Source organism: Bradyrhizobium sp. CCGE-LA001 (assembly GCF_000296215.2).
Taxonomy (GTDB): domain Bacteria; phylum Pseudomonadota; class Alphaproteobacteria; order Rhizobiales; family Xanthobacteraceae; genus Bradyrhizobium.
In genome coordinates, this window is record NZ_CP013949.1 from 5,905,207 (window position 1) to 5,922,714 (window position 17,508).

Annotated in this window: 18 protein-coding genes; 6 read left to right on the forward strand and 12 right to left on the reverse strand. The window is 63.5% G+C overall.

What is annotated here, in order from left to right:
• The first annotated feature begins 48 nt into the window (after positions 1 to 48).
• Both BCCGELA001_RS27640 and BCCGELA001_RS27645 read left to right on the forward strand, forming a co-directional pair.
• Positions 49 to 465 carry a DUF2946 domain-containing protein gene (locus BCCGELA001_RS27640; RefSeq protein ID WP_060736767.1) on the forward strand — a complete coding sequence of 139 codons (417 nt, stop codon included), beginning with the start codon at positions 49 to 51 and terminating at the stop codon, positions 463 to 465.
• Positions 466 to 606: 141 nt separating this feature from the next.
• Positions 607 to 2,976, forward strand: a complete 2,370-nt coding sequence (locus tag BCCGELA001_RS27645) for a TonB-dependent receptor (RefSeq protein WP_060736768.1) — start codon at positions 607 to 609, stop codon at positions 2,974 to 2,976.
• A 41-nt stretch (positions 2,977 to 3,017) separates the two neighbouring features.
• Here BCCGELA001_RS27645 and BCCGELA001_RS27650 read toward each other — a convergent pair whose 3' ends face one another.
• The 6 genes from BCCGELA001_RS27650 to BCCGELA001_RS27675 all read right to left on the reverse strand — a co-directional run bounded on the left by BCCGELA001_RS27650 (position 3,018) and on the right by BCCGELA001_RS27675 (position 8,155).
• Positions 3,018 to 3,497 (reverse strand): GNAT family N-acetyltransferase, encoded by a 480-nt coding sequence (locus BCCGELA001_RS27650; RefSeq protein ID WP_008560936.1) that lies wholly within the window; start codon positions 3,495 to 3,497, stop codon positions 3,018 to 3,020.
• A gap of 34 nt (positions 3,498 to 3,531) precedes the next feature.
• Positions 3,532 to 4,047 (reverse strand): GNAT family N-acetyltransferase, encoded by a 516-nt coding sequence (locus tag BCCGELA001_RS27655; RefSeq protein WP_008560938.1) that lies wholly within the window; start codon positions 4,045 to 4,047, stop codon positions 3,532 to 3,534.
• A 57-nt stretch (positions 4,048 to 4,104) separates the two neighbouring features.
• On the reverse strand, positions 4,105 to 5,229 hold the full coding sequence (locus BCCGELA001_RS27660) for a hypothetical protein (RefSeq protein ID WP_008560939.1): 1,125 nt from the start codon (positions 5,227 to 5,229) through the stop codon (positions 4,105 to 4,107).
• 35 nt (positions 5,230 to 5,264) lie between these two features.
• A complete protein-coding gene (locus BCCGELA001_RS27665; protein WP_202815390.1) occupies positions 5,265 to 6,422 on the reverse strand; it encodes a glycosyltransferase family 2 protein in 1,158 nt (385 codons plus the stop codon).
• A gap of 100 nt (positions 6,423 to 6,522) precedes the next feature.
• A complete protein-coding gene (locus tag BCCGELA001_RS27670) occupies positions 6,523 to 7,587 on the reverse strand; it encodes an acyltransferase family protein (RefSeq protein WP_008560951.1) in 1,065 nt (354 codons plus the stop codon).
• A gap of 76 nt (positions 7,588 to 7,663) precedes the next feature.
• The gene (locus BCCGELA001_RS27675) at positions 7,664 to 8,155 is read right to left on the reverse strand and encodes an NUDIX domain-containing protein (protein ID WP_008560953.1); all 492 of its coding nucleotides are present in this window, start codon (positions 8,153 to 8,155) and stop codon (positions 7,664 to 7,666) included.
• A 133-nt stretch (positions 8,156 to 8,288) separates the two neighbouring features.
• Between BCCGELA001_RS27675 and BCCGELA001_RS27680 the strand changes: the two genes are divergently transcribed.
• Positions 8,289 to 9,173 (forward strand): metallophosphoesterase family protein, encoded by an 885-nt coding sequence (locus BCCGELA001_RS27680; protein WP_060736770.1) that lies wholly within the window; start codon positions 8,289 to 8,291, stop codon positions 9,171 to 9,173.
• Positions 9,174 to 9,278: 105 nt separating this feature from the next.
• On the opposite strand, the gene BCCGELA001_RS27685 is transcribed toward BCCGELA001_RS27680, so the two are convergent.
• The 3 genes from BCCGELA001_RS27685 to BCCGELA001_RS27695 all read right to left on the reverse strand — a co-directional run bounded on the left by BCCGELA001_RS27685 (position 9,279) and on the right by BCCGELA001_RS27695 (position 11,940).
• On the reverse strand, positions 9,279 to 9,833 hold the full coding sequence (locus tag BCCGELA001_RS27685; protein ID WP_060736771.1) for a hypothetical protein: 555 nt from the start codon (positions 9,831 to 9,833) through the stop codon (positions 9,279 to 9,281).
• Between the two features lie 193 nt (positions 9,834 to 10,026).
• Positions 10,027 to 10,236: a DUF4170 domain-containing protein gene (locus BCCGELA001_RS27690; protein WP_008560963.1), complete on the reverse strand. Its 210-nt coding sequence runs from the start codon at positions 10,234 to 10,236 to the stop codon at positions 10,027 to 10,029.
• A gap of 72 nt (positions 10,237 to 10,308) precedes the next feature.
• The gene (locus tag BCCGELA001_RS27695; protein WP_008560966.1) at positions 10,309 to 11,940 is read right to left on the reverse strand and encodes an isocitrate lyase; all 1,632 of its coding nucleotides are present in this window, start codon (positions 11,938 to 11,940) and stop codon (positions 10,309 to 10,311) included.
• Between the two features lie 219 nt (positions 11,941 to 12,159).
• Here BCCGELA001_RS27695 and BCCGELA001_RS27700 point away from each other — a divergent pair, with 219 nt between their 5' ends.
• A complete protein-coding gene (locus BCCGELA001_RS27700; RefSeq protein ID WP_008560968.1) occupies positions 12,160 to 13,605 on the forward strand; it encodes a helix-turn-helix domain-containing protein in 1,446 nt (481 codons plus the stop codon).
• Between the two features lie 195 nt (positions 13,606 to 13,800).
• Here the strand turns inward: BCCGELA001_RS27700 and BCCGELA001_RS27705 are convergent, their stop codons facing one another.
• On the reverse strand, positions 13,801 to 14,094 hold the full coding sequence (locus BCCGELA001_RS27705; RefSeq protein ID WP_008560970.1) for an antibiotic biosynthesis monooxygenase: 294 nt from the start codon (positions 14,092 to 14,094) through the stop codon (positions 13,801 to 13,803).
• Between the two features lie 230 nt (positions 14,095 to 14,324).
• On the opposite strand from BCCGELA001_RS27705, the gene BCCGELA001_RS27710 reads away from it, so the two are divergent.
• A complete protein-coding gene (locus tag BCCGELA001_RS27710; protein WP_060736772.1) occupies positions 14,325 to 15,131 on the forward strand; it encodes a hypothetical protein in 807 nt (268 codons plus the stop codon).
• Positions 15,132 to 15,304: 173 nt separating this feature from the next.
• Complete coding sequence (locus BCCGELA001_RS27715) at positions 15,305 to 15,655, forward strand: hypothetical protein (RefSeq protein ID WP_008560975.1); 351 nt, start codon at positions 15,305 to 15,307, stop codon at positions 15,653 to 15,655.
• Between the two features lie 123 nt (positions 15,656 to 15,778).
• On the opposite strand, the gene BCCGELA001_RS27720 is transcribed toward BCCGELA001_RS27715, so the two are convergent.
• Positions 15,779 to 16,420: a tetratricopeptide repeat protein gene (locus tag BCCGELA001_RS27720; RefSeq protein WP_144441500.1), complete on the reverse strand. Its 642-nt coding sequence runs from the start codon at positions 16,418 to 16,420 to the stop codon at positions 15,779 to 15,781.
• A 138-nt stretch (positions 16,421 to 16,558) separates the two neighbouring features.
• A complete protein-coding gene (gene htpX / locus BCCGELA001_RS27725) occupies positions 16,559 to 17,503 on the reverse strand; it encodes a zinc metalloprotease HtpX (protein ID WP_060736773.1) in 945 nt (314 codons plus the stop codon).
• Positions 17,504 to 17,508: the final 5 nt, after the last annotated feature.

Genomic DNA, 17,508 nt, shown 5'->3' on the forward strand with positions numbered 1-17,508 from the left:
ATCGCGGCGTCCTGAATTGACGCCCCGATGTGGGGGTGGCGTTTTCAGATGAAGTGGTTCCGGTCGAATATCAGGCACGGTGCCCGGCTCGCGTTGCTCGCGCTGCTGGTGCAGTTCGCGCTGACCTTCGGCCACAGCCATTGGTTCGCGCAGGCCGCCCTCGCGCAATCCTCGGCCCAGCAGACCGATAGTGGCGCCCAGGACAGCGGCAAGGGCGTGGCTGCGATCGACCGCGCCGCGGTCCAGAAGCAATCGCCGGCAGGCCCTGATCGCGATCATCAGGGCGAGGACAATTGCGCCATCTGCGCCATCATTGCGATGGCGGGCACCGTCATGTCGGCAACGCCGCCCGTGCTGCTGCTGCCGCAGGCGATCGAGCTGCTCCATCGCACCACCGATGCCGAATTCATCCATCTGAAATCGGCCGGCACGGCATTCCAGCCCCGCGCCCCTCCCGCGTCTTGACTTCCAACGCTTGATCACGCCCAGCCTCGCCGTTTTCAGGCGTTGCCTGGGACAAGTTGAAGTCGAATTCCGTCGCGCCGCGACGGCAGGCCGCCTCCGATCAACAGATCCTATGCGGACGGCCTGGCTGGAATCAGGACCATGTCATTTCAATTGCGACGCGCGCAGCGTCTTGGCGGAGCAAGCCTGCTCCTGCTGGGTGCCGCCGCCACGCCCGCCTTCGCTCAAAGCGCCTCGTCGACCGAACTTCCGGCCGTCACGGTAACGGCGCCGAGTCCCATCGTGCGCAGAGCGGTGGTGCCGACGCGCAGCCCGGTCCGCCCCACGCGAACCGCACGCGTTCGCAGCCAGCAGCCCCCCGCGGAAGCAACGCCGGCAGCAGCAGCCCCCGCCGCCGCGCCCCAGCAGGGCGTGCTGCCTGTTGTCACCGACCAGTTCGCGACGGTCACGGTGGTGCCGAACGAGGAGATCCGCCGCCAGGGTGGCGGCACGCTCGGCGATCTCCTGTTCTCGAAGCCCGGCATCACCGGCTCTGAATACGCGCCCGGCGCATCCAGCCGGCCGATCATTCGCGGCCTGGACACCAACCGTGTCGGCATTGTCGAGAACGGAACAGGCAGCAATGGCGCGTCCGATCTGGGCGAGGATCACTTCGTGCCGATCGATCCGCTGGCAACCGACCAGGTCGAGGTCATCCGCGGACCGGCGACGCTGCGCTACGGCTCCACCGCGATCGGCGGCGTGGTGAGCGCAACCAACAATCGAATTCCCGATGCCTTGCCGTCCTGCACGGCGCCCTTTCCGACTTACGGACTCCCGACCAAGGCGCCCCTGGCAAACGTCGGATCGCCGGGCTGCGTCACCGCGGAAACACGGACGGCAGTGACTTCGGTCGATCGCGGGGTCGAAGGTGCAGTATTGCTCGACGCCGGTGGCGGTAACTTTGCCGTCCACGCCGATGCCTTTGGCCGCAAGGCCGGCGACTACAACATCCCGAGCTACCCGTTTTTGACCGACCCGACGCTGCCGTTCAACGGTCGCCAGCCGAATTCGCCATCGCAGACCTACGGCGGATCCGTCGGTGGCTCCTACATCTTCGATGGCGGCTACGTTGGCGCGGCGATCACGCAGCACAACGCGCTCTACCACATTCCCGGTATCGAGGGCAGCGAGTTCCTGACGCGGATCGATGGACGACAAACAAAATTCACGACAAAAGGCGAATATCGGCCGGACGCTGCGGCGATCGATGCAATCCGATTCTGGGCTGGGGCCACCGACTATAAACACGATGAGGTCGGGCTCGCCGACTCTGCCGACCTTGCCTCGCTCGGCGTGAGACAGACCTTCACCAACAAGGAACAGGAAGGCCGCGTCGAGGTGCAGCTTGCGCCGTTCGACGTCCGCTTTGCTGCGCTGACCACCGCTGTGGGCGTTCAGGCGTCGCACCAGAAGCTAACCGCGCCGAGCCCGGACGATCCAGGCAGCCCGCTCAACGGACTATTCGATCCGAACAAGAACACAAAGGTCGCCGGGTACATCTTCAACGAGTTCAAGTTCAGCGAAGCTACCAAGGCTCAGATCGCCGGGCGCGTGGAGAGCGCAAGGTTGAGCGGCACGGCGCCAAGCTTCGTCCCCGATGTGTTCGACCTCACCGTCGATCCGGCCGCGATCGGCCCCGCAACGGCGTTCAACCGCAACTTCACGCCAGTGAGCGGGAGCATCGGCCTGATCCAAAACCTTCCTTGGGATCTAGTCGCCAGCATCACCGGCCAATATGTCGAACGTGCGCCGAAACCCGCGGAATTGTTTTCGCGCGGCGGCCACGACGCCACCACTACTTTCGACATAGGCAATCCCAATCTTGGCATCGAGACCGCCAAGTCGGTCGAGGCGGCTCTGCGACGGGCGATAGGGCCGCTTCGCTTCGAACTCACCGGCTATTACACCAAGTTCAACGGCTTCATCTACCGGCGCTTGACCGGCAACACGTGTGAGGACGGTGTTTGCCAGATTGGCCCGGGCCTCGAGCTGAATCAGGCGGTCTATTCGCAGCGCGACGCGACATTTCGTGGCGGGGAATTCCAGTTCCAGTACGACGTGATGCCGGTCTGGAACGGGATCTGGGGCATCGAGGGTCAATACGACATCGTGCGCGCGACCTTCGACGACGGCACCAACGTGCCACGCATTCCGCCCCAGCGGCTGGGCGGTGGTGTGTACTATCGCGACGCCAACTGGTTTGCGCGGATCAACCTGCTGCACGCGTTCGCGCAAAATGACATCGCACCGATCGCGGAGACACCTACGCCTGGCTACAACCTATTGAGGGCCGAGGTCAGCTACAAGACTAAGCTCGATCAAAGCTGGTTCGGCGCGCGCGAGATGCACGTTGGGTTCGTCGGCAACAACCTGCTGAACGAGAACATCCGCAATGCCGTCTCCTTCAACAAGGACCAGGTCCTGTTGCCGGGTATCGGCGTGCGGGCGTTCGCGAACTTCAAGTTCTAGCGCCGATCAAGCCGGGGGCCTTCGGGCCCCGGCACATCGAGCTACGAACGCGCGAGCCGCTTCTCGAAGCGCCACTGGTCGACCGGGAACGGTCCGTTCGACGTCTCCGACAACATCACGAACGTGCCGGCCATGCGCCAGCCGCTTTTCTCGTAGAACCGCGCGGCGCGATGATTGTCGACGGCACATGCCAGCCAGGCCAGCTCCACTCCGCGCGCGGCAAGCCATGCCTCCGCATCGGCGATCAGCGCCGCGGCCACACCGAGCCCGTACGCTTCAGACGACACGAAGAGCTGGTACAATTCGTCACCTCTGATGGCGCAGAAACCGAGCGGCGCGCCGGCCGGGCCAACGACGCAGACATCGGGAAGCATGACCGCGAGGCGCTCGCGAAAGCTCGAGAGCGTGCGGAAGCGGACCAGCTCAGGCGGCGCAAGCGCCGCATGCGATTCATGCCAGACATCATGCCACAGCCGTGCGAGATGATCGATCTCAGGGATATCAGCGTGCCGCACCTCCATCGTCGATACTCCATATGAGAGCGTCGAAACCTGGCTACTCCCGCGCCCTGCTCCAGTCGGGACCCACCTGCCCCGATACGCCCTCGAAAGCGCCGTCGACGAGTTCGAACACGAGGATACGGGCGGCATCGACCGGACCGGGCATGGTAACGCGGCCCTTAGGGACCGGCTTGAAGCCGACACGGCTGTAATAGGGCTCGTCGCCCACCAAGAGCACGATGGCGTGGCCGTTCTCCTTCGCGCCCTTCAGCGCGCGCTCCATCAACAGACGGCCGATGCCGCGGTCGCGGAATGGCGGCTCGACCGTGAGCGGCCCGAGCAGCAATGCGGGCGTCTCGCCGACCAGGATCGGCAACTGCCTGACCGAGCCGACCAGCAGCGTGCCGATGCGCGCCGTGAAGGACAACTCGAGCAAATGGTCGACATGCTCGCGGATGCGGTAGGCGCTGAGCACGAAGCGGCCAGGGCCGAAGGTACGTTCGTGCAGCCGCTCGATCGCTTGAGCATCGCCGGCGGCCTCGGGAAGGATGGTCACTGAGAGGTCGGTCATGTCAATCCGCGAGATAGCATCTGCGCGCGGCAAGGTCCATCGAGCTGTGCTGCACCCTCACGCACGAGCCGCTTGGCCGAGCCGAGCCTGCTCCGCAGATTCAGGCGCTTGCATCGCGAGAGCGAAGCAAACGCTCCACATCGAGAGCATAGTGATGGGAACGACGTAATAGGGCGTGAACGTCGGATGACTAATGAAGAATATGAGGTTCACGAGAAGATTGCCGCCGACGACGAGGGCGACCTGCCGGGCTCCGCCCCGGCCGGTCAGCAGCAGCCACGCGGTCGAGCCAACCGCTAGCAGGATCAGGACGAACTGCATGTCATGCAGATACTGGTTCAGGATCGCAAGATTGATTTCGGGGGCCGAAGCGTCGTCGGGACTATAAGTAGTAGCAAACGGACTGCCAGCATTGATCGCATTGGCAACCAGCGTCGGAACCATGCCGACGGTAAAGGCGACGCCAAAGACCAATCCGCGTACGAACGTCGCGGGCGTCCGCGAGCGGAGGAAGGTCACGCCCAAGAACAGGACGTAGCCTGCTGCCAGGAACAGGTTCGGCAGCCTGAGATTGACCGACAATCCGAGCAGCAGACCGATCAACAGGACGAGCCAAACATTGTCCTTCGTCTTGATCAGCCACAAGGCGGTCAGATAACCCACGACGGCGCAGAGCGCCATCGTCGGTGCGATGGAATAGCTGGCCTTCGCCGGGTTAATCATCATGTAGACGGTAAGGGCGCCAAACACGCCAGCCGCCACTACCGACGACAGCGACCGCGCGTGGAAGATGGCGAGCAACGCGAATCCGCAGACGATCAGATTGACGCTGACATATAGCGGCACCACCTGATGGCCCTGCGGAAACAGCGCGAGCACCAAGCCGGTACCTGGCGGATATTGCATCACGTATTTTCCGCTCGCCGTCGGAGGATGGCATGGTGCAGGACGTCCTTCGGGGAAGCCGATCTCGTTCAGCTTACCGCGCAGGAAGTGATCTTCATCCCGTGACACATCCGTATCCAGCCCGCCGATACCATGGAGCTGAAAGAGGTGCGCCTGGCGCAAATAGCATATGTCGTCCCATACGCCGCGGGCTTCGGTCCAATGCGACATCGTACGAACGTTGCTGGCGAGGATCAGCAGACAGATCAGGCCGAAGGCCAATTTGAGAAACTTCATCCAATCACCGTGACCCGGACCGCAGGCATTAGACGCTAGGAGTGCTTGATGGACATCAGACCCGCGAGGAAGCCGGTGAATACCAACTGGGCCCCCACGGTAATCGCAGTCGTGGAAAGCGCCACGACGCGGAGCAGGCTCGATAAGTCGAGCGGCCCGAAATTGGTTTCGCTCCATTGGATGATGGCTGTAATCAGGCCAGCGATCCCGAGCACGAAGATCGCGCCCCCGCCGAATACGAAGAACTCGAGCGTGCAGGCTTCGAGCATGCGGCCGTATCTCTCGGAAGGCGGAAGAAGGTTCATATCCTTGGCGAAACTGCGGGCGATGGCTGCAAAACAAATGCCCTGGATGCCCACGATGAGGCAGGTACATGCGACGAGCATCGTCCGGATATCGAAGCCGATTCCACCGATGCTGATCTGCCCGAACAGAAGTATGCTGCTCAGAGCGGTACCCGCGGCAACAAGAAGCGCGCCCGGATAGAAGAACAGCCATCTCGGCGAATATAGCAGCAGGAACTTCAGATGACGCCAGCCGTCGCGCCATGTTCTGAGATGGGGCGGGCGGGATCTGCCGTCTTTCGACAGCGTGGTCGGCACTTCAGAAATTTTGAGCCCAACGATGGTCGCACGAACAACCATCTCGCTCGCAAACTCCATTCCGGTGGTGCGCAGGTCTAGTTTCGCGATTGGATCTCTGGAAAAGCCCCGCATGCCACAATGAAAATCACCGAGAGGTGTGCGGAAGAACAGACGGCCCAACCAGCTCAGGATGGGGTTTCCGAGATAGCGATGAAGGAAGGGCATAGCGCCCGATTCTATGCCACCACGAAACCTGTTTCCCATCACCAGATCATCACCGGCCCGCAGGCATTCCAGGAAGGCATCGAGGCGAGCGAAATCATAACTGTCGTCAGCGTCTCCCATGACGATGTAGCGGCCGCGGGCTGCCGCGATACCGGCGCGGAGGGCTGCGCCGTAGCCGCGCATGGGAACGTCGATGACACGAGCGCCGCCGGCCTCAGCGATGTGCCGCGAACTATCCGTGCTGCCATTATCCGCAATCAAAACCTCGCCCGTGATCTGAGCCCGACGAAGAAACGCCTGCGCCTTGGCAATACAGACTGCGAGCGTTTCGGCCTCATTGAGGCAAGGCATCAAAATTGTCAGTTCGAGCTCAGGCGTAGTCACCGACGGAACGCCCCCGACTTCCCTTACGCTTTTCGAAGCAGGTTGGGCCATATTCATCGATTAACCAGTTTCGCTCGCGTGCATGGGGCAGGTAGGACCGTTACTGCGCAATGGCGCGGTTGCGCAAGCCATTCAGACCGGCCAGCCGTCGACCGAGGTTGATCCCCGGAATTTCGACCAGCCTGTAGCAGGCCAGCGCAGGTACGGCCGCTGCGAGGATAGTCAGAACGGATAAGGATATCGCAATTGCCCAGGGGTTCAGGTTCTCGAACCATCCAGCGCCCAGAGCTATCATAGGCGCGACCGTGAGCATGTGGAGCAAATAGAAGCTATAGGATATTCGACCGTAGAAGCGCATTAGAGGCCAATCGAGCGGTTTCATCAGGGATTGGTGCGGCCATTGCGAAATCGCCAACACGAGCAAAGCTCCGCCGATGCAATCCATCAAGATCATGAAGCCGGCGTCTTGCTTGAGCATGCCCGCCGCAAGGAACAGCGCTATGCCGAGGACGGGAATCCAGACCGACATTCGCAGGGAAACGGAGCGCGCGATCCTCGGCCCCTCGAAATGAACGAGAATGCCTGCAATAAAGGCATAAAGCGGCGCTAAATTCGCGCCAATGAGATCGCGATATTGGCCAACAAACGACAGGCCAAACAGAACGGCGGCAAGTACGAGGAGAGGCGTTCTGCCGTGTTTCCTGTATGCTCGGACAGACATGAAGATCAGTGGAGTCGCGGCAACCTCGACCGTCAATGACCACATCACGCCATTGATGTCACTCTTGATGAGAAGCATGTTGAGCAAGACGTTGAGTGGCGCGAACGAAGCCTCAAAGCCAACATAAAATCCAAAACGTTCATGAAGGAACGCGAGCAGGCCGACGACCGCTATGGACGCCGGCAAAAGACGAAAGGCTCTATTCCTGGCAAATGAGACGAAGGAAATGGAACCGTCTCTGTCCAGGCTTCGGGCGAGAACAAATCCGCTGATGACGAAGAAAACGACGACGCAGCCAAGACCGTTGGCGAAGGCGAAATAGAGTCGCGAAGACCCCGAGGCCGGGTATTGCAGGTACATGACGCCGCAATGGTAGACAGCGACCAGAACGGCAGCCACACCGCGAAGCGATTCAAGTCTCGGGATGAAGTTGCTTTGAGCCATGCGGCATTCTTCCTAGCACACCAAGCCCGCGAGAAAAGCACGTTCCTTCCGCCTCATCGCAGCTTGCATTGAAATCTCAGCGCCACGTCGCAATCGGGGGCTGGCCGCCCACGACTTCCGCGATCCGCAGCCGCGTGCCGGGCGTGGTGCCGTCCGGCAGCGCCGTGATCGTGAAGAACCCGCATTCGATGATCTCGCGGTTGGGCGCGGGCAGGCCGACCTGGCTGAACTGCCTGACCACGTAGACCGCAACGTGGTCGCGGCGGGAGACGTGGCTGTTGAGGTAGATGCCGTGCAGCATGGCGTCTCCGGTCAAATCGATGTCGCCCTCCTCCTTCAGTTCGCGCCGCAGCGCCTGTTCCATGGTCTCGCCGAAGTCAACCCCGCCGCCCGGCAGGTACCAGCCGGAGACGTAGCTGTGCCTGACCAGGAACACCCGGTTCTCGGCATCCAGCACCACGGCGCGGACGCCGAGCGTCATGCCGCGGACGATCAGGAAATAAGCGTGGAAGAGCCGCCGCAGCAGCGGCTCGGCTTTCCGTCGGACATTGCTCAGACGTTCTCCCATCAGGCTTCCTCGACGTCGTTTTAGGCTTCGCGCGTTCGGGCTCGACTTGTTTGGGCAGGCTTGTTTGGACAGGCTTGCGCGTTCCCGGCGACCTTGCCATTACAGCGGAGCAATAGCGAGGCAATCGCACGCCATGGCTTCTTTCACGCTGGCCCATCTGTCCGATCCGCATCTGCCGCCCTTGCCGAAGCCGCGGCTGATCGAGCTCGCGGGCAAGCGCGCGCTCGGCTACGTCAACTGGACGCGCAACCGGTATAAATACCAGCGCCGCGAGGTGCTCGACGCCCTCGTCGCCGACATGCAGGCCCAGGCGCCCGACCACATCGCGGTGACCGGCGATCTCGTCAATCTGGCGCTGGAAGCCGAGTTCGCGCCGGCCCTGGCGTGGCTCGAAAGCGTCGGCCCGCCCGACCGTGTCACTGCGATCCCCGGCAATCACGACGCCTATGTCAGCGCGACCCGCCATCGCTTCGGCGAGACGTTCCTGCACTACATCGCCGCGGACACGCCTGGTGCTGGGGCCTTCCCCGCCGTGCGCCGGCGCGGGCCGCTCGCGCTGATCAGCCTGTCCACGGCAGTGCCGACGCTACCGCTGATGGCGACGGGGACGCTCGGGCGCGATCAGCTCGCGGCGCTCGCAGAGGTGCTCGAACGGCTCGCGGCGGAGGACGTCTTCCGCGTGCTGCTGGTGCACCATCCGCTGAAATCCTTAGCGCGCCAAAAGCGGATGACGGACGCGGCCGCCCTGCTCACGCTCCTGAAGCGCCACGGCGTCGAGTTGATCCTGCATGGCCACGACCACATCCATTCGACGATGTGGTTCGAAGGGCCGAACGGCAACATTCCCGCGCTCGGCGTCCCCTCCGCCTCCGCGCTCGCGCACGGACGCTATCCAGCAGCTGCGTACAATCTGCTGCGAGTCGAAAAGGACAATGCCGGCTGGCGCTGCGAGCAGACGGTGCGGAGCCTGGGGGCTGGATTTCAGGTCGGGCAGATCAAGCATGTGCGGTTGATCTAGTCCGGTGTCATTGCGAGCGCAGCGAAGCAATCCAGAAATGTCTCCGCGGAGGGATTCTGGATTGCTTCGTTGCAAGGGCTCCTCGCAATGACGACGGAGGTGACCTCACCAGCTCTGCAGGGTCGCCAGCACGGCAACGCCGAACAATGCGGCAGCACCTAGCACGAAGCCGAACACGAACGGCCAGACGCGCGAGCGGCGCGGCGGTGGAGCGGCCGGGGCTTGCGGTTCGGGCGGGACCACCATCGCGTGCTCGCGCTCGATCATGCGGCGGGCGACATAGTCGGTGACGGCTTCAACGATAGCGGCGGTGTCGTGCGATTCTGCGAGCACGATGCGGCCGAAGCGGGTGTCCTGGACGAAGCGGTACATCCGCTTGTCCCGTCCCATCATGATATGTGCGACGACGTCGATCCAGAGTCGCGGCGTATCGCCCTGACTGATGCCGCGGTCGAACAGGTCGATCGTATCAGGCACCTGCGCGAACAGGGGATCGAGCGCGTCGTTGAGTATCTCCAGCCGCGCCACCTCGGCATCGCGCAAATCCACGACCACACCGGTCCGGTCCGCGGCCTCGATCCGGGCGCGCAACAACGCATCGCGCAGCCGCACCGGGCGCGGCTGGCTTGGATGGATCCCGCTGGTTTCCGGCTCTGACATTGTCGGCCTCGTGCTCAAACACCGCGGTTAACCTATCAGCAACCACAGCGCCAGCAAAGGGTCCACAATTCCAGATACTTACGGCGCCCACAGACGTTTCACCTGTGCCAAAAACAGACGATCCCACCCAGGCAAGGCCTGGATGGGACCATCCGTCCTTGGACGTCTTCTTAGTTGGTCGGCAGCGAGGCCCTTAGGCCGAGACGCGCGAAGGCTCTTCCACGATGGAGAAGCGGACGCCAGCCTTGTGGCGGCTCTCTTCCGAGACCTCGCGCCAGCAGTCCTCGGCTTCCTTGCGGGTTTTGAACGGACCTTTGACCTGGGCCGAGCCTTCCACGAGCTTGTGGAAGTTCATCGAACCGAACTCGCCGCCGATCACCCAGAAATTGCTGCCTTTGGTCATTGTCAGTCTCCTGTTTGAGGTGCGTGGCCGGCCTGGACTCCGACTTGGCGTCCAGACCGGTCCGATCCGCCGTTAGCCGAACTGGTTCATCGTGTTGTGGGCGCCGCCCGCCTTCAGGGCAGCTTCGCCGGCGAAGTATTCCTTGTGGTCGTCACCAATATCGGAGCCGGCCATGTTCTGGTGCTTCACGCAGGCGATGCCCTGACGGATCTCGGCCCGCTGGACGTTCTTGACGTAGCCCAACATGCCCTGCTCGCCGAAATACTCGCGGGCGAGATTGTCGGTGGAGAGTGCTGCCGTGTGATAGGTCGGCAACGTGATCAGATGGTGGAAGATGCCGGCGCGCTTGGCTGAATCCGCCTGGAAGGTGCGGATGCGCTCGTCGGCTTCCTGCGCCAGCGGCGTCTCGTCGTACTCCGCCTTCATCAGCTCGGCACGGTTGTACTTGCTGACGTCCTGGCCCGCTTCCTTCATCGCGTCGTAGACCTGCCAACGGAAGTTGAGGGTCCAGTTGAACGACGGCGAGTTGTTGTAGGCGAGCTTGGCGTTCGGAACCACCTTGCGGATGCGATCCACCATGCTGGCGATCTGCTCGATATGCGGCTTCTCGGTCTCGATCCAGAGCAGGTCGGCGCCGTTCTGGAGCGAGGTGATGCAATCGAGCACGCAGCGGTCTGCACCGGTGCCGGGGCGGAACTGGTAGAGGTTGGAGGGCAGCCGCTTCGGGCGCATCATCTTGCCGTTGCGGTTGATGATGACGTCGCCGTTGCGAGCGTTCTCCGCGGTGATTTCCTCGCAGTCGAGGAAGCTGTTGTACTGGTCGCCGATGTCGCCGGGCTTGTGGCTGACGGCGATCTGCTGCGTCAGGCCGGCGCCGAGCGAGTCGGTGCGGGTCACGACGATGCCGTCTTCGACGCCGAGCTCGAGGAAGGCGTGGCGGCAGGCGCGAATCTTCGCGAGGAAGACGTCATGCGGCACGGTGACCTTGCCGTCCTGGTGGCCGCACTGCTTCTCGTCCGAGACCTGGTTCTCGATCTGGAGCGCGCAGGCGCCCGCCTCGATCATCTTCTTGGCGAGCAGATAGGTCGCCTCGGCGTTGCCGAAGCCGGCATCGATGTCTGCGATGACGGGCACGACATGGGTCTGGAAGTTGTCGATCTTCTCGATCAGCTCCTTCTCGCGGGTCTTGTCGCCTTCCTTGCGCGCCTTGTCGAGGAGACGGAAAATGTCGTTGAGCTCGCGCGAGTCCGCCTGACGCAGGAAGGTGTAGAGCTCCTCGATCAGCGCCGGCACCGAGGTCTTCTCGTGCATCGACTGGTCGGGCAGCGGGCCGAATTCGGAGCGCAACGCCGCGATCATCCAGCCGGAGAGATAGAGGTAGGTGCGATCGGTCTTGCCGAAGTGCTTCTTGACCGAGATCAGCTTCTGCTGGGCGATGAAGCCGTGCCAGCAGCCCAGCGACTGGGTGTACTTGGTCGGGTCGTTGTCATAGGCCGCCATGTCGGCGCGCATCAGCGCCGCGGTGTAGCGGGCGACGTCGAGGCCGGTCTTGAAGCGGTTCTGCAGGCGCATGCGCGCGACGGCTTCGGCCGACACGCCGTTCCAGGTCGGCTGGGTCTCGAGGAGCGCCTGGGCCGCCTTGATCTCGTCCTGATACGAGGACGGACCCTGGAGGGTGCTGATGCCGCGGGGCTGGTAGTTCATGAGCCTGATCCTTCGCTGACGACGGCGATCAGCCATCGACATTCTTGACAATGCATTGCGAAATGCGTGTCAGGAGCTAAACGCGAAAACGGAAAGCTCGTACAGACGCCTTGTTATTTATTGGTGATGTCATGTAACATCAGAACATGTAATAGATGTTATTTTGTGAATCTTGTAAAGTATAGGTCAGCAAGACTGTCCTTGATGGAGATGTGAGTCATGGCCGCCGAGTCCGGGAAGAAACTCTTCGTCGGCCCGCGCTTCCGGAGGATCCGGCAGCAATTGGGGCTCTCGCAGACCCAGATCGCGGAGGGGCTGTCGATCTCGCCCAGTTACGTCAACCTGATCGAGCGCAACCAGCGCCCGGTGACGGCGCAGATCCTGCTGCGGCTAGCCGAGACCTACGACCTCGACCTGCGCGACCTCGCCACCGCCGACGAAGACCGCTTCTTCGCCGAGCTGAACGAGATCTTCTCCGATCCCCTGTTCCGCCAGATCGACGTTCCCAAACAGGAACTGCGCGATCTCGCCGAGCTCTGCCCCGGCGTCACCCATGCGCTGCAACGGCTCTATGCCGCCTATACCGAGGCGCGGCAGGGCGAGACGCTGGCAGCGGCGCAGATGGCCGACCGCGACGTCGGCACGCGTTATGAGGCCAATCCGGTCGAGCGCGTGCGCGAGCTGATCGAGGCCAACCGCAACTATTTCCCGGAGCTGGAGCAGGCCGCGGAAAATCTGCGCGACGAGCTGAACGTGCCCGCCGAGGGGCTCTATGCAGCGCTTGCCGCACGCTTGCGCGAAAAGCATTCGATCCAGACCCGCATCATGCCCGTCGACGTGATGCGCGAGACGCTCCGCCGCTTCGACCGCCACCGCCGCCAGCTCCTGATCTCGGAGCTGGTCGACCCGCCCGGCCGCGCGTTCCAGCTCGCCTTCCAGCTCGGCCTCGGCGAATGCGCGCAAGCCCTGGAGACCATTATCGGGCGCGCCGGACCGCTGGACGATGCGCCGCGCCGGCTGTTCCGCATCACGCTCGGGAATTACTTTGCGGCCGCCGTGATGATGCCTTATCCGGCCTTCCTCGCCGCAGCCGAAGCGCTGAACTACGATATCCACGTGCTGGCGCAGCGCTTCAATTCGGGCTTCGAGCAGGTCTGCCATCGCCTCACCACCCTGCAAAGGCCGAACGCACGCGGCATCCCGTTCTTCCTCCTGCGCGTCGACAATGCCGGCAACGTCTCCAAGCGTTTCTCCTCCGGCACCTTCCCGTTCTCGAAATTCGGCGGCACCTGCCCCTTGTGGAACGTGCATTCGACCTTCGACACGCCGGACCGCCTGCTCAAGCAGGTGATCGAATTGCCGGACGGCACGCGCTATTTCTCGATCGCACAGATGGTGCGCCGTCCCATCGCGCCGCATCCGCTGCCGCAGCCGCGCTTTGCCATCGGTCTCGGCTGCGAGATCCGTCATGCCGCGCGCCTGACCTACGCCGCAGGCATCGACCTCGAGAAGACCGAGGGCACGCCGATCGGCGTCAACTGCCGGCTCTGCGAGCGCGAAAACTGCGCCCAGCGCGCCGAGCCGCCGATCACGCGCACGCTGATCCTGGACGAGACGACACGGCGGGTGTCGAGCTTCGCATTCTCGAATGCGCGGGAGTTGTGAGGCGGAGTTGTGGGGCGCCTGCTCCGCCGTTTAGCGAAGGTGCCCGCCACGCACTCTGCTGTCATGTCCTGCGAAAGCGGGGCATCCAGTACGCCGCGGCGTCTCGGCTCTATCACAACCGCCGCGGAGTACTGGATCGCCCGCCTTCGCGGGCGATGACAGTTGAGAGTGCGGCTTGAGCGGCCCGTCCAACGCCTACGCCAGCGTATGCACGATCACCGGCCCGGCCGCCGCACTCGCATGCCCGGCGAGCAGCGGCGCGAGCTCCTTCTCGATCCAGGCGATCGCGCGCCGGTTCGCCTCCTCCGCCTGCTCGAACTTGTCGAAGATCGAGATCGCAGTCACGGTGTCATCGCCGGCATAGACGACGTAGTAGGCGCGGAAACCGTCGACATCGCTGATGATCGGAACGGCGCCGTCCTTGATGCGGCGCGCCAGCTCTTCCGCGCTCCCGCTTTTCGCCTTGGCCTGACGGATGGCGGCATACATGGCATCCTCCCTTCCGGCTATCTGGACTTTCGGGCCTGGTGCCCGGGGCGAATGTTACGCCGAAGTACGCCGCCGATCCACGCTTGGTTAACCCCGCACTAATCCGCCGCTGCGGACTGCAAGCGAGGATTAAGCACGCCTCAATATCGGTGCCTTAGTCTTGCCCTACTCACGTTTCGCAAACGACGGTGGCCTATCCTGCCGGGCGAGGTGAGATCAGGGGGTTCATCATGCGCATTGCGTTGCTGCTCACAGCGACCGTCGTCGGCGCGCTCTTCGCCAATCCATCCATTGCCGGCTCGCTCGATGCGTCCACGGAGGCCGCGCAGCCGCTGCCGGCGGGCTTCCAGAGCTATCGCGGCTACATGTTCGACCTGTCGGAGAATTCCGAGCGCAAGGATGTCGACAAGCTCACCAACAATCTGAAGGCCCAGATCGACGTCGTCGAAAGCGCAGGCCTGTCGCCGCGCGTGCTGCGCTTCTTCCGCACCGTTCCGATCGTCGCGAGCGAGCTCGCCTGCCTGGACGAAGGCGCCGCGACCGCGTGCTACGGCCGCGTCACGCCCGACATCCAGCGCAGCGCACCGCGGACGCTGACGGTCTGGGACCCGAACAAGCAGCGCTGGACCAATCCCAATGCCATCGACCTCGCGGTCGATTCGGGCCTCGGCGTGATCATGCTGCGGCCGGACATGATGCGCTACGAGAAGGAGGCGGTGCTGCTGCACGAGCTCCTGCACGCCTATCACGCGCGGCTGTTGCCGGACGGGTACGCCAACAAGGGCGTGATCGGCTATTTTGCCCTAGCCAAATCCAAGGAGCTGCTGCCCAAGGAATCCTATGCGATGAAGAATCCCATGGAGTTCTTTGCCGTGACCGCGAGCATCTTCCTGGCTGGGAAAAGCGAATTCCACGATCCGAAGTCGCGCGAGGCGCTGAAGGAGAAGATGCCGGACTATTACAAATATTTGGTCGGCGTGTTCGGCTTCGACCCCGACCCGGCGCCGGCAAGCGGGCCCGTCGCCTCGCTGAAGTGAGGCAGGCGCCGCATCCGCTGCGCCAGACCAAAAGAAAGCCGCGCAACATGCGCGGCTTTTTTGTTTGCCGGGCCGGAAGCTGCGGATGACGCCCAGCCGGCAATTGCCAAGGTGGGGCCCGATCTGCATAGTCCCGCCCGCATCGATACCGTTTTCGAAGGGGATAGAACAACATGGCGGACGCCGACCTGGATGTCGTGATCCGGCAACTGGCCAGACAGCTGCATACGGGCCTGATGACCCGCGCGAAGGAGCGGCGGGATCGCTTCAATGGCCTTGCGGCCAAGGCCAAGGGCAAGGAAGCCAGCGACCGCTTCAAGATGATGGCCAAGGCCACGCTGGAGCAGGCCACCGCGGCCGCCAAGCGTCTGCAGATGTCCGCCGACAACGTCGCCGACAGCTACGCCCGCGCCATGCGCCTTGCCGCCAGCACGCCGGTCGCGACCAAGCCGGAGAAAAAGGCAAAGGACGAGAAGCCGGCGAAGAAGCCCGCCAAGGCGAAGAAGGCGAAAGCCAAGAAGTAGCTTTCGTAGTGGGCAAAGCGCAGCGTGCCCACCACTCCTGTTGCAGTGTTTGGATGGATGGTGGGCACGGCGCAAACGCGCCTTTGCCCACCCTACGATTCTGGACTCGCGGAGACAGCCCTCTCACCTTCTCGGCGCGGCGAGCCGGGTCGGCTCGCCGCTGGTGAGCTCGGCGAGTTTTGCGCGGGCGGTCTCATGCGCGCGGCTGTCCTTCGCCAGGGGCAGCGTCAGCGCGGCCTCGAAATCGGCGCGGGCGTCGTCGGTCTGGCCGCGGGCGAGGAATGCAAGGCCGCGGTCGAGGCGGGCCTGTGCATCCGAAGGATCGAGGCGGATCGCCGTGTTGTAGCTCAGGATGGCGCGATCGAGATCGCCCATGGCGGCGAGCGCGAGCCCGCGCTGGTGATAGGACGTGGCGCGCTTGGGATCATGCGCGATCGCCTCGTCGTAATCCGCAACCGCAAGCTCCAGATCGCCGTTCTGCCGGCGCGCCAGCGCCCGGTCGCGATAGAGCGTGCCGCGGTTCGGATTGAGATGGATGGCCTCGTCCAAATCGGCGATCGCACGTTTGAAGTCACCGCGGCGCAGGGCGATCCGCGCGCGCCCCTCATAGGCGAAGGCGATCAGCGAACCGCGCAGCGGCGAGAAGCCGATCACGGCCGAGCAGATGTCGGGATCGTCCTCGTCGCCGCAATTGACGACCATGTGCGTGGACAGCCCGATGAGGACGCACAGGACGATCAGCAATGACACGACGGCTCTGGTCATCTTCGACGGCGGCCGGCGCCGGGCCGGCCACCCATCCCCTTTCGAAGAAATGGTCTCGCCGAGGTGTTAACACCGCCTCCGGCGATCCAATGTGCGCCAAGTCACAAAGCCGGGGCGCTTATTCCCGCCGGTTCCGCATCAGCCCCAAGGACCACGCGAAGGGCCGCGTGAGGAGCGTCCCCACGGGCTGCGCGGCGGATAGTTCTCATTGGCGCCGACCGACGGCGCGGCTTGCGCGCCGAGCTCGGCCGCGAGCTGCTGGAGCGCGGCGATGCGGTTCTGGGTCGAGGGATGGGTCGCGAACAGATTGTCCACGCCGTGGCCCGACAGGGGATTGATGATGAACATGTGCGCGGTCGCGGGATTCCGCTCGGCCTCGTAGTTCGGCACCTGATGCGCGGCACCCTCGATCTTCACCAGCGCGGAAGCCAGCCACATCGGCTGTCCCGCGATGCGCGCGCCGAGATTGTCGGCGGCATATTCGCGGGTGCGGCTGATCGCCATCTGCACCAGCATGGCGCCGAGCGGGGCGAGGATCATCATCAGGATCGAGCCGACGATGCCGAGACCATTGTTGTTCTCGCGATTGCCGCCGAAGAACATGCCGAACTGGGCCAGCATCGAGATGGCGCCGGCGATGGTCGCGGTGATCGTCATCAGCAGCGTGTCGTGATTCTTGATGTGCGCGAGCTCGTGCGCGATCACGCCGGCAAGCTCCTCGCGGCTGAGCTGGTTCATCAACCCGGTGGTGACGGCAACCGCGGCGTTCTGCGGGTTGCGGCCGGTCGCGAACGCGTTGGGCTGGATCTCGTCCATCACGAACACGCGCGGCATCGGCAGGCCTGCGCGGCCGGCAAGCTCGGCGACGAGGCCGACCAGCTCGGGCGCGCTGGCACGGTCGACCTGATGGGCGCCGTACATCGACAGCACCATGCGGTCGGAGTTCCAGTAGGTGAAGAGGTTGGTCGCGGCGGCAATGACGAGCGCGATCATGGCGCCCGAGGCACCGCCGATCAGATAGCCCACGCCCATGAACAGGGCGGTGAGGCCTGCGAGCAGCATTGCGGTACGAAAATAGTTCATGGCCG

Bases quoted from the DNA above. Each gene is read 5' to 3' on its own strand.
- BCCGELA001_RS27640 (WP_060736767.1), top strand. From the start codon at position 49: ATGAAGTGGTTCCGGTCGAATATCAGGCACGGTGCCCGGCTCGCGTTG.
- BCCGELA001_RS27645 (WP_060736768.1), top strand. From the start codon at position 607: ATGTCATTTCAATTGCGACGCGCGCAGCGTCTTGGCGGAGCAAGCCTG.
- BCCGELA001_RS27650 (WP_008560936.1), bottom strand. From the start codon at position 3,497: ATGGAGGTGCGGCACGCTGATATCCCTGAGATCGATCATCTCGCACGG.
- BCCGELA001_RS27655 (WP_008560938.1), bottom strand. From the start codon at position 4,047: ATGACCGACCTCTCAGTGACCATCCTTCCCGAGGCCGCCGGCGATGCT.
- BCCGELA001_RS27660 (WP_008560939.1), bottom strand. From the start codon at position 5,229: ATGAAGTTTCTCAAATTGGCCTTCGGCCTGATCTGTCTGCTGATCCTC.
- BCCGELA001_RS27670 (WP_008560951.1), bottom strand. From the start codon at position 7,587: ATGGCTCAAAGCAACTTCATCCCGAGACTTGAATCGCTTCGCGGTGTG.
- BCCGELA001_RS27675 (WP_008560953.1), bottom strand. From the start codon at position 8,155: ATGGGAGAACGTCTGAGCAATGTCCGACGGAAAGCCGAGCCGCTGCTG.
- BCCGELA001_RS27680 (WP_060736770.1), top strand. From the start codon at position 8,289: ATGGCTTCTTTCACGCTGGCCCATCTGTCCGATCCGCATCTGCCGCCC.
- BCCGELA001_RS27685 (WP_060736771.1), bottom strand. From the start codon at position 9,833: ATGTCAGAGCCGGAAACCAGCGGGATCCATCCAAGCCAGCCGCGCCCG.
- BCCGELA001_RS27690 (WP_008560963.1), bottom strand. From the start codon at position 10,236: ATGACCAAAGGCAGCAATTTCTGGGTGATCGGCGGCGAGTTCGGTTCG.
- BCCGELA001_RS27695 (WP_008560966.1), bottom strand. From the start codon at position 11,940: ATGAACTACCAGCCCCGCGGCATCAGCACCCTCCAGGGTCCGTCCTCG.
- BCCGELA001_RS27700 (WP_008560968.1), top strand. From the start codon at position 12,160: ATGGCCGCCGAGTCCGGGAAGAAACTCTTCGTCGGCCCGCGCTTCCGG.
- BCCGELA001_RS27705 (WP_008560970.1), bottom strand. From the start codon at position 14,094: ATGTATGCCGCCATCCGTCAGGCCAAGGCGAAAAGCGGGAGCGCGGAA.
- BCCGELA001_RS27710 (WP_060736772.1), top strand. From the start codon at position 14,325: ATGCGCATTGCGTTGCTGCTCACAGCGACCGTCGTCGGCGCGCTCTTC.
- BCCGELA001_RS27715 (WP_008560975.1), top strand. From the start codon at position 15,305: ATGGCGGACGCCGACCTGGATGTCGTGATCCGGCAACTGGCCAGACAG.
- BCCGELA001_RS27720 (WP_144441500.1), bottom strand. From the start codon at position 16,420: ATGACCAGAGCCGTCGTGTCATTGCTGATCGTCCTGTGCGTCCTCATC.
- htpX (WP_060736773.1), bottom strand. From the start codon at position 17,503: ATGAACTATTTTCGTACCGCAATGCTGCTCGCAGGCCTCACCGCCCTG.